This is a genomic window from bacterium (assembly GCA_035945995.1).
Taxonomy (GTDB): domain Bacteria; phylum Sysuimicrobiota; class Sysuimicrobiia; order Sysuimicrobiales; family Segetimicrobiaceae; genus DASSJF01.
Genome location: DASYZR010000086.1, coordinates 1 through 11750, shown reverse-complemented (window position 1 = coordinate 11750; position 11750 = coordinate 1). Strand labels below are relative to the sequence as shown.

Annotated in this window: 13 protein-coding genes; 10 read left to right on the top strand and 3 right to left on the bottom strand. The window is 67.6% G+C overall.

Going from position 1 to position 11750, the window contains the following annotated elements; all coding sequences use genetic code 11:
* Nucleotides 1-38: 38 nt before the first annotated feature.
* A complete protein-coding gene (locus tag VGZ23_08895; protein HEV2357709.1) occupies nt 39-1220 on the bottom strand; it encodes a Xaa-Pro peptidase family protein in 1182 nt (393 codons plus the stop codon).
* Nucleotides 1221-1570: 350 nt separating this feature from the next.
* On the opposite strand from VGZ23_08895, the gene VGZ23_08890 reads away from it, so the two are divergent.
* From VGZ23_08890 to VGZ23_08875, 4 genes are read left to right on the top strand one after another with little or no spacing between them, the layout of a single operon-like run.
* Nucleotides 1571-2893 carry a PAS domain-containing protein gene (locus VGZ23_08890; GenBank protein HEV2357708.1) on the top strand — a complete coding sequence of 441 codons (1323 nt, stop codon included), beginning with the start codon at nt 1571-1573 and terminating at the stop codon, nt 2891-2893.
* Nucleotides 2848-4059, top strand: coding sequence for an ATP-binding protein (locus tag VGZ23_08885; protein ID HEV2357707.1), 1212 nt, complete (start codon nt 2848-2850; stop codon nt 4057-4059). The genes VGZ23_08890 and VGZ23_08885 overlap by 46 nt, the downstream gene beginning before the upstream one ends.
* A complete protein-coding gene (locus VGZ23_08880) occupies nt 4056-6128 on the top strand; it encodes a SpoIIE family protein phosphatase (GenBank protein HEV2357706.1) in 2073 nt (690 codons plus the stop codon). Before VGZ23_08885 ends, VGZ23_08880 begins: the two co-directional genes overlap by 4 nt.
* Nucleotides 6125-6481, top strand: coding sequence for an STAS domain-containing protein (locus VGZ23_08875; GenBank protein ID HEV2357705.1), 357 nt, complete (start codon nt 6125-6127; stop codon nt 6479-6481). The genes VGZ23_08880 and VGZ23_08875 overlap by 4 nt, the downstream gene beginning before the upstream one ends.
* On the opposite strand, the gene VGZ23_08870 is transcribed toward VGZ23_08875, so the two are convergent.
* Nucleotides 6465-7403: a DMT family transporter gene (locus VGZ23_08870; protein ID HEV2357704.1), complete on the bottom strand. Its 939-nt coding sequence runs from the start codon at nt 7401-7403 to the stop codon at nt 6465-6467. The genes VGZ23_08875 and VGZ23_08870 overlap by 17 nt on opposite strands.
* Before the next feature lie 75 nt (nt 7404-7478).
* Between VGZ23_08870 and VGZ23_08865 the strand changes: the two genes are divergently transcribed.
* The 3 genes from VGZ23_08865 to VGZ23_08855 are packed head-to-tail and all read left to right on the top strand — an operon-like array spanning nt 7479 to nt 8471.
* A complete protein-coding gene (locus tag VGZ23_08865) occupies nt 7479-7685 on the top strand; it encodes a type II toxin-antitoxin system VapB family antitoxin (protein ID HEV2357703.1) in 207 nt (68 codons plus the stop codon).
* On the top strand, nt 7686-8117 hold the full coding sequence (locus VGZ23_08860) for a PIN domain-containing protein (protein HEV2357702.1): 432 nt from the start codon (nt 7686-7688) through the stop codon (nt 8115-8117). It begins immediately after the preceding gene.
* 6 nt (nt 8118-8123) lie between these two features.
* Nucleotides 8124-8471 carry a hypothetical protein gene (locus tag VGZ23_08855; GenBank protein ID HEV2357701.1) on the top strand — a complete coding sequence of 116 codons (348 nt, stop codon included), beginning with the start codon at nt 8124-8126 and terminating at the stop codon, nt 8469-8471.
* Nucleotides 8472-8577: 106 nt separating this feature from the next.
* Here VGZ23_08855 and VGZ23_08850 read toward each other — a convergent pair whose 3' ends face one another.
* Nucleotides 8578-9027, bottom strand: coding sequence for a hypothetical protein (locus VGZ23_08850; protein HEV2357700.1), 450 nt, complete (start codon nt 9025-9027; stop codon nt 8578-8580).
* A gap of 164 nt (nt 9028-9191) precedes the next feature.
* Between VGZ23_08850 and VGZ23_08845 the strand changes: the two genes are divergently transcribed.
* The 3 genes from VGZ23_08845 to VGZ23_08835 all read left to right on the top strand — a co-directional run bounded on the left by VGZ23_08845 (nt 9192) and on the right by VGZ23_08835 (nt 11498).
* The gene (locus tag VGZ23_08845) at nt 9192-10037 is read left to right on the top strand and encodes a transglutaminase-like domain-containing protein (GenBank protein HEV2357699.1); all 846 of its coding nucleotides are present in this window, start codon (nt 9192-9194) and stop codon (nt 10035-10037) included.
* 210 nt (nt 10038-10247) lie between these two features.
* Complete coding sequence (locus VGZ23_08840) at nt 10248-10445, top strand: hypothetical protein (GenBank protein ID HEV2357698.1); 198 nt, start codon at nt 10248-10250, stop codon at nt 10443-10445.
* 171 nt (nt 10446-10616) lie between these two features.
* Nucleotides 10617-11498 carry an IS1595 family transposase gene (locus tag VGZ23_08835; protein HEV2357697.1) on the top strand — a complete coding sequence of 294 codons (882 nt, stop codon included), beginning with the start codon at nt 10617-10619 and terminating at the stop codon, nt 11496-11498.
* Nucleotides 11499-11750: the final 252 nt, after the last annotated feature.

Genomic DNA, 11750 nt, shown 5'->3' with positions numbered 1-11750 from the left:
GGCTCCCGATGGCGCGGCGCCGGCCCCGGTACAGTTCTCTACGGCGCGGAAGGCGTCCTACCCGGCCGGCCCGGCGGCACGACGCACCACTCCCGGTCGACGTCGCCGAGTCCCTCGCAGCCCCCCGGGGTGACGACCACGCTGTCTTCGATCTTGATGTGCCCGACGTCGGGGTGACGAACCTCCGTCTCAATCGAGAGGACCATGCCGGGCTCGAGCCGCCGCGGGCTGTCGCGGGCGACGACCGGAGGCTCGTGGCTCACCATCCCCAGGCCGTGCGCGAGGAACCGGCCGTACTCCGCGCCGGGGCCCGCCGTGACGGCCTCCGTCCCGGCGCGCCACAGATCGCCGCAGGACGCGCCCGGCCCGACAATGGCGCGCGCGCGGGTCTGCGCCGCGACGCACAGGTCGAACAGCGCCGCCGCTTCGGCCGGCGGCGCGCCGATGGAGCCCATCCGGGCGATGTCCGCGACGTACTCGTCGAGCTCGACGCCGACGTCGAGATGCATCGGACGGCGTTCGCCCCACGTCTGGGACGACGCCGCCCGGAGGAGGCCCGGACCGACGTTGATGAGCGCGTACAGGAACACGCCGCCGCGCGCGCCGAGGTACCGCTCGATCCTGCCCGAGATTTCCCGCGTCGTATCGGCGGCGGCGCCGTCGCGGAAGACCTGCCGGATGGTCTCGGCCGTCAGGCGGTGGACCTCGCGCAGCCGCTCGAGCTCGCGCGGCTGCTTGATGGCCCGCAGTTCCCCGAGCAGCGGCGCGGCGTTCACGAAAGTGGCCTCGGGCAACTCGCGGCGCAGCGCCTCGTACGCGTCGGCCGGCAGAAACGAGGACTCGATCGCAATAGTCGCCGCTCCGTGGCCGCCCGCGCGCAGCGCGCGGGCGGCCACGGTCGCCGCATCTTCCGACATGCTCGGACCGCGCGGCACCCAGTGCCGTTCCGCGATCCAGAACGGCCCGAACGCGTCGATGTAGTGCTGCTCGTCGAACACCTCATCCCGGCGCCCCACGTAGAACGCGCCCGCCGGCCGGGCGACCGGCAGCGCCACGAACGAGAGATACCGGCCCCCGCCGAACCGGGCCGCGCGGGCAAAAAACGACACGTAGTACCCGCCGGTGAGGTAGCGGACGTTGTGCCGCGTGCTGGCCAGCACCACGTCGACGTGCTGCCCGCGGGCCAGGCGGGCGAGCCGTTCGCCGTCAAATGGCAGCATCGATCGTCACCCCGAGGCGCCCGGGCGGGCGGCTTGGGCCGCGTCACCGTGAGGCGCGGCCCGGAGGTCGTTCGCCCACAGGAAAGAGCGGTCCTGCGGCGCGCGAACGCGCCGGCCGGGCGGCGTAGCGAGCGATCGGGTGCTCCAGCGGTCACGACCCGAGCCTTCCCGCTGTTGGCCGCCCGTTACCGAACACTTGATCGTATAACGAGCCGCCGATCGTCAGACATGGTGCGGCGCCTGCATTATTCACGTTTGAACGAGGTCGCGCAGGGGGAGATTTTCACATTAGGGGCTTTTGAGAGCCGCGAACGCGGAACGTTTACCGCATCCGATCGGGGGGAGTGGCTGTGGAACGGAAACGGCAATCCACAGACGTCTTGCAGAGCACGCGTGTCGCGCACGACCGGCTTGACGGTGCGAGGGTGGGGGGCATTCTCGACGCCAACATCATTATCGCGAACGCGCCCGATCCGGTGTTCGTCTCCGACCTGGAGGGCCGCATCCTCCAGGCCAACGACGCGGTTTCGGAACTGCTTGGCTTCCGTCAGGACGAGGTGATCGAGCAGTCGCTCTCGCGGTTCATCTCCCCCGAGGAGACCCGCGAGTTCCTCGCCGCGCTGCGCGAAGTCGTCGAGCGCGGCGTCACCCGCAACGTCCGCCTCAACCCCAAGAGTGCGACCGCGGAGATCATTCCGACGGCGCTCAACGCGTCCGCCCTCCGGGACGCCGACGGCAAAGTGATCGGCGCGATCGGCATCCTCCGGGACATGCGCGAAATCGGCAAAGCCCGCGCCTATGCGGAAGCCCTCATCAAGAACGCGCCGGACCCCGTGTTCGTCTCCGACCTCGAAGGCAAGATCATCGAGTCCAACGACGCCGTGTCGCAGCTCCTCGGGTTCCGCCGCGACGAAGTCATCGAGCAGTCGCTCTCGCGGTTCATCTCCCCCGAGGAGACCCGCGAGTTCCTCGCCGCGCTGCGCGAAGTCGTCGAGCGCGGCGTCATCCGCAACGTCCGCCTCAACCCGCGCAGCGCCACCGGCGAGGGGATCCCGACGACGCTCAACGCCTCGGCGCTCCGCGACTCCGACGGCAAGGCGATCGGCGCGATCGGCATCCTCCGGGACATGCGCGAGCTCGACAAGGCCCGCGCCTACGCGGAGAGCCTCATCAAGAACGCCCCGGACCCCGTGTTCGTCTCCGACCTCGAAGGCAAGATCCTTCACACCAACGACGCGGTGTCGGAAGTGCTCGGGTTCCGCCGCGACGAGGTGATCGAGCAATCGCTGTCCCGGTTCATCTCGCCGCAGGAGACCCGTGAGTTCCTCGCCGCGCTGCGCGAAGTCGTCGAGCGCGGCGTCATCCGCAACGTCCGCCTCAACCCGCGGGCGGCCACCGGCGAAGTCATCCCCACCGGCCTCAACGCCTCGGCGCTCCGCGACTCCGACGGCAAGGTCATCGGCGTCATCGGCATCCTTCGCGACATGCGCGCCTACGAGCGCGTCGTCCGCGACCTCGAGAAGTCGAAGCTCGAGCTTCAAGAGAAGATCCTCGAACTCGAGAAGTTCGAGGAGGTCGTGGTCGGCCGCGAAATCAAGATGATCGCCCTCGAAAAAGAGGTGGAGCGGTGGCAGAGCGAGGTCGAGCGGCTGCGGGGCGAATCGCAGCAGTAGGGGAGCCCGCACCGCCGCGGTTCGCGGACCACGCCGCGGACGAGGAGGGCCGGCCGGCCGAGCACGCCCGGCTGCGCGCCCGCATCGCCGAACTGGAGTCGCGGCTGCGCCAGCGCGACGAGCAGCGCCGCGCGATGCTCCACATCATGGCCGACCTGCGCGACGTGAACCGGCGGCTGGGCAACCAGCGCAAGGCCATGCTGCACATTCTCGTCGACTACGAGCAGGACCGGCGGCGCCTGGCGCATCAGACGGAGCGGCTCGACAATTCGCGGCGCGCGCTGCTGCACATCCTGCAGGACTCACACCGCTCCAATCTGCGGCTCGGCCAGGCGCGCCGCGCGATGATCCACATCATGAGCGATCTGCACGAGATCTCGCTCGAAATGCAGCGCCGCGAGCAGGATCTGCGCGACAAGCAGGAACAGCTCGTGCAGGCCGGCAAACTGGCCACGCTCGGCGAGCTCACCACGGGCGTGGCGCACGAGCTCAACAACCCCCTCAACAACATCGGTCTGTTCATCGGCAACGTGTTGGACCAGATCCGCATCCGCCGGGCAGAGCAGGACCTCGACCTGGATCGGATCGTGACGGATCTGGATCGCGCGATGGGGCAGGTCCGGAAGGCGACGGAGATCATCTCGCACCTGCGGACGTTCGGCCGGACCGCGCCGGTCGGCCGCGAGCCGGTCTCGATCAACGACGTCGTGCTGCACGCGCTGTCGCTCATGCAGGAGCAGTTGCGCCTCCGCGACATCGACGTCGCGCTCGACCTCTCGACCGAGGACATGATCGTGGCCGCGAGCCCGATCCAGCTGGAGCAGGTGTTCATCAACCTGCTGACCAACGCGCGCGACGCGCTGGCCGAGGCGGCGGGCGACCGGCGCATCGAGATCCGCAGCACGGCCCGGCCGGGGTGGGCCGACGTCCTCGTGCGCGACACCGGCCCCGGGATCCTCCCCGGCCTCGAGCGGCGCATTTTCGATCCGTTCTTCACGACCAAAGGGGTGGGGAAGGGGACCGGCCTCGGCCTCGCAATCACGTACGGGATCCTCAAGGACCACGGAGGGTCGATCACCTGCGTCAGGCAGGACGCGCCCGGCGCGGCGTTTCTGGTGCAGCTACCGCAAATGCAGGAAGCGGTGCTCGAGCCCAGCATCTCATGAGCGCTCCCCGCGTCCTCGTCGTCGACGACGACCCGGCGCTGCTCGAGGCGCTGCCGGAGACCATCCGTCTCCGGCTGCCCGGCACGACCGTGGACACCTGCATCTCTGCCGCGCCGGCCCTGGAGCGGATCGCGGCCGTCGACTACGATGCCATTGTCAGCGACATCAAGATGCCGGGAACGGACGGCCTGGCGCTCCTCGCGCAGGTGCGCGCGGCCCGGCCGGACACGCCCGTGCTGCTCATCACCGGCCACGGCGAGCACGACCTCGCGATCCGGTCGCTGCGGGCCGGCGCCTACGACTACGTGCAAAAGCCCATCGACCGCGACTACTTTGCCGCGTCGCTCGGGCGGGCCGTCCAGGTGCGTCAGCTGCGCCGGCAGATCGGCGAACAGCAGGCCGCGCTCGCCCGCCACGCCGGACGCCTCGAGGAAACGGTGCAGGAGCGCACGACCGAGTTGCGGCAGACGATCGAACACCTCCGGGCGCTCACCGACGTCGCGGCCGCCATTCACGGGGCGCACGAGGTGGAGGAAGTGCTGCGCTCCGTCGTCGACGCGGCATGCCGGCTGTCCGACGCCGACCTGGCGGTGGCGGGATTCTACCGGGGCGATGGAGGGCCCGTGGCGTTCGCCGACGGGGAGCGCTGGCAGATCGCGATCGCGCCCCACGTGGCATCGGCGGGCATCTCCGACGAGGTGCTCACGCCCATGCTCGCGGCGATCTGTGGGGAGCACCGTCCCGGCCGCCTGCCCGAAACCGTCCTGGTACCGCTGGCGGAGACCCGCGCAAACGGCGACGGTCCGCTGTCGTCGTTCCTCACGCTGCCGATCCGGGGGCGGAGCGGGCACATCCTGGGGGCCATGATCCTGGCGCGCCCCGCCGGCGCGGCGTTTGCGCCCGAGGCGCGCGTGCATATCGAGGCCCTCGCGCTCCAACTCGCCGTCGCGCTGGAGAACACCCTCCTCTACGAACGCGCCCGCGGGACCGCTGAGACGCTCCAGCGAAGCCTGATGCCGGAGCGCCTGCCCGAGATTCCCGGGATGGCCCTGTCCGCGCGGTACCTGCCGGGCAACCAGGAAGCCGTGGGCGGGGATTGGTACGACGTGCTCACGCTGCCGGCCGGCCAGATCGGGCTCGTCATCGGGGACGTCGCCGGCCGGGGCGTATGGGCGGCGGCGGTCATGGGTCAGTTGCGCAACGCGGTGCGCGCCTACGCGCTCGAAGGCAATCCGCCGGCGCTGATCGCCGAGCGCCTGACCCGGCTCGTCGACGATCGCACGATGGCCACGCTGCTGTATCTGATCGTCGACCCCGAAACCCGGACCGTGCGATACCTGAACCTCGGGCACGTGCCGCCGCTGGTTGTCGGCCCGGAGGGGGACGTGACGCAACTCGACGGCGGCGCGCCGCCGCTCGGGGTGCGCGGGATCACCTACCGCGAGGAGACGGCCGCGCTGGCGCCGCACTCGACGATCCTCGTCTGCACCGACGGCCTGCTCGAGGCCCGCCGCGAGAGCATCGACGAGGGGCTGGCCCGGGTGACGGCGGCGCTGGCCGAGAACGGCGACGCCCCGATCGACGGCCTGGTCGACCGGGTGCTGACCGCGGCCCTCGAGGGTCGGACCGCCGAGGACGATGTCGCGCTCGTCGCCCTGCGGCTGGCCCCCCTGACGCCGGACCGTCTGCAGATCCGGCTTCCGGCCGTGCCGGCGTCGCTCGCGCAGATGCGCCAGACGCTCCGCCGCTGGCTCGAGGCCGCCGAGGTCAAACTCGAAGACGCCTACGACGTGACGACGGCGATCAACGAGGCCTGCGCCAACGCGATCGAACATGCCTACGGCCCGACCGACGGCACCTTCGAGTGCGAGTTGTCGTTCGCCGGCGACGTCCTGACGGCCGCGGTCCGCGACGGCGGGCAATGGCGGCCGGCGCGCGGGCAATACCGGGGCCACGGCCTCAAGTTGATGGAGGCGCTCATGGGAGACGTGGAGGTAGGGTCCGGACCCGGCGGCACGGTGGTGCAGATGCGCCGCCGGATCGCGCAGAGAGGACGTGTGCGGGCATGACGGCCGCGGTCGAAGTCCGCGTCATGGAAGACGCCGGGATCCCGGTCGCGGCGCTGGACGGCGAGGTCGATCTCGCCAATGCGGCCGACGTGCGCGGCCAGATTTTCGGCATGGTCTCCAATGCCGCGCCGGGGCTGGTCCTCGATCTGAGCGGCGTGACCTATCTCGACAGCCGGGGCGTGCAGTTGATCCTCGAGCTCGCCGAACGGCTCAAGATGCGGCATCTCAAGTTCCGGATCGCGCTGCCGGAGAAATCGCTGATCCGCCGCATCCTGCTGCTCACGCACGTCGACGCGGTCGTCCCGCTCGACACGAGCGTCGAGGAGGCGCTCGCGCTCATGCGCGCGGAGTAGGGGACCCGCCGCCGAGACCCCGCGACGGTCCTCCCGCCGCGTCCGGCTCCGGGAGGGCGGTCGCCGGACCGGCCTGCCACAACCGCCAGTAGAAAACCGTGATGCCGGCAAGGACGGTCGTGATGCCCACCGCCCGCGGCCAGGTCATTGTGTCGGCGAGCAGGGCGACACTGAGACCGACCGTCACGACCGGTTCCAGCATGCCCAGCATGGCCGTGCGCGTCGCGGCGAGCGTCCGAAGCGCGATGAGAACGAGCAGGGAGGCGAGTGACGCCGCGACGGCCGATCCCGCGATTGCGGCGAACGCCGCGGCCGGCGGCAGGACCGCGGCCCGGCCCGTCACCAGGCCGGCGACCCAGTACACGGCCGCCGAGCACGTCTGGATGACGGCGAGCAGCAGAAGCGGCGGGGCGTCCCGGACGAGCCGGCGCTGTACCACCAGATAGAAGGCCGACCCCAGCGTGGCCACGCCGAGGGCCGCCAGGCCGAGCGTGTGACCGGCGTGCGGAGTCGTCCCGGCCACGAGGACCGCGCCGGCCACAATCATCCCGAGCAGCACGAGCTCGCCCGGCGCCGCCCGTTCGCCGAGCATGAGGCGTTCCATCCAGGCGACGTGCACCGGCGAGGTATTGACCACGACGGACGCGGTGGATGCCGGCAGTATGGAGAGCGCGAAGAAGTACGAGTACACCTGGAGGGGCACGAAGATCGTCCCCAACACCACCAGCGTCCCGGCAAGGCGGCGTTCGAGCCGGGACACCTGCCGCAGCGCGAGGCACACCGTCCAGAACAGCGTCGCCGCGATCGTGACGCGCCACGTCAAGAGCACGAGCGGCGTGACGCCGTACGCGTACGCCGTCTTGGCCAGGATCGGCGAGATCCCGTAAAGGCAGGCGGAGACGAGAATCAGAACGGCGGCCATCTGCCTGACCCCGTTCGAATATATTGACGATATATACTGATGTGATATATACTTCGGGCGGCGAGGTGGGCACTCATGGCCAAGACACTCATCGACATCGACGAAGGACTCCTCGACGAAGCGCGCAGGCTCGCAAAGGTCTCGACCAAGCGCGAAGCCGTCCAGATCGCCCTGCGCGAATTCGTTCGGCGCCGGCGCGTCGAGCGCCTAGTCGCCGCGGCCGGCAAGAGTTCCATGCGGTGGACCCGGGCGGACCTCCGTGCCATGCGCGAGGGACGGTAGGTGTCGCTCCGGCTCATCGATTCGTCGATCTGGATTTCGTACTTGCGCCCCCAACCGGCGGCGCGGCTCGTCGCGGCCGTGCACGAGGCGCTCAAGGCCGGGGAAGCGGCCGTCGCGACGCCGATCGTCGCCGAAGTGCTCGCCGGCATTCGAGACGCGTCGGAATACGCTGCGCGGCAAACCGACTTCCGGGCGTTGCCGCACGTCGCAACCGACGAGGAGGTCGGCTACACGGCCGCCCGGATCGGTCGGGCGTTGGCCGGCGCGGGCAAGACCAGCAAGACGGTCGACCTGATACTCGCCGCGGCGTCCATCCACTCCGGTGCCGAACTATGGTCTCTTCCGGATGAGCACTACGAGGATATTCGGGCTTTTTTGAAGACCCGGGAACTCCGGGACGTAAGTCCTCTTCGAGTCCGCTGGTTGCCCTGAGCACGTTTGGATGACGGCGAGCAGCAGCGGCGGCGGGGCGTCCCCGGCCACGAGGACCGCGCCGGCCACAATCATCCCGAGCAGGACGAGCTCGCCCGGCGCCGTCCGCTCGCCGAGCATGAGGCGTTCCATCCAGGCGACGTGGACCGGCGAGGTATTGACGACCATGGACGCGGTGGACGCCGGCAGTATGGAGAGCGCGAAGGCGGCGCTCGAGCCGCGACACCTGCCGCAGCGCGAGGCACACCGTCCAGAACAGCGTCGCCGGCGATCGTGACGCGCCACGTCAAGAGCACGAGCGGCGTGACGCCGTACGCGTACGCCGTCTTGGCCAGGATCGGCGAGATCCCGTAAAGGCAGGCCGAAATCAGGATGAGCGCCGCGGCCATGTGCGATCGGGGGTATTTGGAGGTGTGTCAGCCACGCCGGCTCGACCCGTTCCCGGCCTGGATGCGGCGGTTCACCCGCGAGGGCGTTTGGGATCGCCGAGGCATGCGGTCCGCTCGCGTGGATCGCACCCCGCCGTGATGACCACGGGTCGGACGTACACATCGTCGGTCACCACGCGGGGGCCGCATGTTCGGGAGATCACCTCGAGAATCGCCACCGCCAGTTCGGGCCATGGCTTATGGAAGCTGAACGGATGCGGCGCATCCGGATCCTGCACGCCTTTGACCCAGATCGTCGCGCTCATGCCGTCGTAGCCGCGTGTCGCATCGACCACCTCGGCGTCCCAATCGTGTCCCTGTTTGCTTCGGTAGCTGACGGCGTACCCCGGGAGCGACTCGAGGATCGTCCGCAGTTCGTTGGGGGACGGCCACCGGCTTTGCCGGAAGTCGGGAGGCGCGTCCACGCCTTCCGCCTTGAGCCAATCCAGTACCGCTGCATCGAACACGAATGACATGACCATTACGCCCATCGACCACCCCGATCCGATGCCCGGCCGCCGGCTTCGGCATTGATCCTCAGAAAGGATAGCGGCGGTTTCTTCGAAAGTCTATTCTGCCGGCGCCGCGATCGCGCCGGGAGGTCGGCATGGAGACGGCTCAAGACTATTACCGAGGACACGGTACCATGAGCGCCGCGGGCGCGAAGGCCGCCGAGCTTCGCAGACTGCCTCGCGACATCGCGGCGTTGTGCGAGATTGTTCAGGGCGTGCTGATTCATCGCGACATCGCGCCGTGGCTGTACGATCTCAAGCTTTCGGACGAACAACGCGACGCTGCCAATATCCGATCGGTCGCGAAGATGCTGGTGCAGATGGGGGCTCTCGATACGCGCCCGCTGACCGAGCGACGGGAGCCGGGCTTGAGGATGCCATGCATCTGCACGCATTTTGCGACCCTGCTCTGCAGTATCCTGCGCGAGCAGGGTGTGCCGGCGCGCGCCCGATGCGGCTTCGGCGCGTACTTCACTCCGGGCAGATTCGAAGACCACTGGGTTGCGGAGTATTGGAACGCCTCGCAAAAGCGCTGGATTCTGGTCGATGCTCAGGTCGATGCGGTACAGCGCGGGGCGTTCAGGCTCGATTTCGATCCGCTCGACGTTCCGCGCGACCGTTTTATCATCGCCGGCGACGCGTGGCAGATGTGCCGCAGCGGTCGGGCCGATCCCGATCTCTTCGGCCTCTCGCTTATCAACGAGCAGGGCATGTGGTGGATCGCCCAAAACCTCATTCGCGATCTCGCGTCCCTCAATCGCATGGAGATGCTGGCTTGGGACGTGTGGGGAATGATGCCGAAGCCGACCACCGAGATCAGCATCGAGGAAGCCATCCTGCTCGACCGGGTGGCCGAACTCACGCTTGCCGGCGATGACGCGCTGGCGGAACTTCGGGAGATCTATCGGGATGAACGCCTGCGCGTCCCGAAGACGATCTTCAACGCCAGCCGGCAAACCCAGGAGACGATCGCGATCTGATGCGAGGCTCCGGGAACCGGGGGCCTGTATGATCACGCGGCTCCACGACTGGCAGGGGAGACCCCCGAAACCCTCAGAACAGACCAGGACGCGTGTCCGTGTGTGGATTGGAAGAACCGGCAGTCTACATGGCAATTATCCCCTTGACGGCAGTATATCTTTCTGCCATACTGGTGATACAAGAACGCTCCTCCAAGGAGGGAGGGCGATATGTCACCAATCCCGGGAACTCCCGAACCGATCCACGGCGGTGTGACAGCCCAACAGTTCATGCAATTCTTGGCTGACATGGCTCGAATCGTTGCGCGGCTGGAGCACATGGACAAGAACATCGAATCTATCGCAACCTCTCTGGCCGAGATTGAACATCGAGACGCAGCAAAAGCAAGACCTGTTCAAGGTGCTTGAGCACATCTTCGATTCGCTCGAAATGCTTAGCGGTTCCGTCCGCTAACGACTCGACCACAAAGCCCGTTTCGATACAGCGCACCAAAACGATCATGAGGGGCATCGTCCATGTCTAAAGTGAATCGAAACGATCCGAAGCGGTCGCGGGCCTCTGAGTCCCGCACGTCGCTCATGGAGTTCGAGCGGATGTTTCCTGATGACGCGGCGTGCCTGGACTACCTCGTCAAGACCCTGTACCCGAAGGGCATTTACTGCCCGACGTGCCGGGCGACAACGAAGCACCATCGGGAGAGAGCGCGCCCTGCCTACGCCTGCCAATACTGCGGACATCACGAACACCCGATGGCGGGGACGATCTTTCAGGACTCGGCTACGTCGCTGAAACTGTGGTTCTACGCGATGTACCTGATGGCCAGCACGCGGTGCGGAATCTCCGCGAAGCAACTGGAGCGGGAACTCGGCGTCACGTACAAGACCGCATGGCGCATGTTCAACAAGATTCGCGGGCTGGCGTCGAAGGCCGAAACCGGCGCGCCGTTCCTCGGCGGGCGAGGGGAGTCCGTCGAAATGGACGAGACATATATCGGGCGCGACAGGGAACACAACGTTCCGGTGTTCGGCATGACCCAACGCAAGCGGGCCGGCAAAGCGGGGCGGGTGCGGGTCGTGGCGATTCCCGATGGGGCCAAAACCACATCGGTCATGCCGCATGTCAAGGAACGGGTGTTGCCCCAGACCATGATCTATACGGACGAATCGCCAATCTACAACGCGGTCGGGCGTCTTAACGCGGGGCACACGCACCGCCGCATTTACCATAGTCTGAAGGTCTACGTCCAGGGTGACATTCATACCAGCACCGTGGACGGATTCTGGGCCTTGGTCAAGAACGGGATTGGCGGGGTTTACCACGGCGTTTCGACCAAGCACCTGCAAGCCTACTTGGACGAATACGCTTTCCGCTACAACACCCGGAAGCGCCCCGAGGGCGTGTTCAATGCATGGCTCGGGCTCGTTTCGAAGGACGGCGCGAAGGCTTCTGCTTCCGAATGACCTTGCCCAGAAAGCCGAACAGTTCGGTGCGCGTCGGGACTGGGATCTCTAGTCCCGTCCGCGTTTTCTGGGACGGTTCGCCAGGACGGGCGAGGGATTTGGGCTTGCGCTTCTTGGTTGCCATATCGCTCCTAGTATAGCATTCATCGGAGATACACCAAGGCACCTTTGATGTCGTTCTTCGTTAAGTGACGTTCAAGACCAAAGACGCCCTTCAAGGCCCGCATGAGGTTGCTCGGAGGAGACATAACG

Bases quoted from the DNA above. Each gene is read 5' to 3' on its own strand.
- VGZ23_08895 (HEV2357709.1), bottom strand. From the start codon at position 1,220: ATGCTGCCATTTGACGGCGAACGGCTCGCCCGCCTGGCCCGCGGGCAG.
- VGZ23_08880 (HEV2357706.1), top strand. From the start codon at position 4,056: ATGAGCGCTCCCCGCGTCCTCGTCGTCGACGACGACCCGGCGCTGCTC.
- VGZ23_08875 (HEV2357705.1), top strand. From the start codon at position 6,125: ATGACGGCCGCGGTCGAAGTCCGCGTCATGGAAGACGCCGGGATCCCG.
- VGZ23_08870 (HEV2357704.1), bottom strand. From the start codon at position 7,403: ATGGCCGCCGTTCTGATTCTCGTCTCCGCCTGCCTTTACGGGATCTCG.
- VGZ23_08865 (HEV2357703.1), top strand. From the start codon at position 7,479: ATGGCCAAGACACTCATCGACATCGACGAAGGACTCCTCGACGAAGCG.
- VGZ23_08850 (HEV2357700.1), bottom strand. From the start codon at position 9,027: ATGGTCATGTCATTCGTGTTCGATGCAGCGGTACTGGATTGGCTCAAG.
- VGZ23_08845 (HEV2357699.1), top strand. From the start codon at position 9,192: ATGAGCGCCGCGGGCGCGAAGGCCGCCGAGCTTCGCAGACTGCCTCGC.
- VGZ23_08840 (HEV2357698.1), top strand. From the start codon at position 10,248: ATGTCACCAATCCCGGGAACTCCCGAACCGATCCACGGCGGTGTGACA.
- VGZ23_08835 (HEV2357697.1), top strand. From the start codon at position 10,617: ATGGAGTTCGAGCGGATGTTTCCTGATGACGCGGCGTGCCTGGACTAC.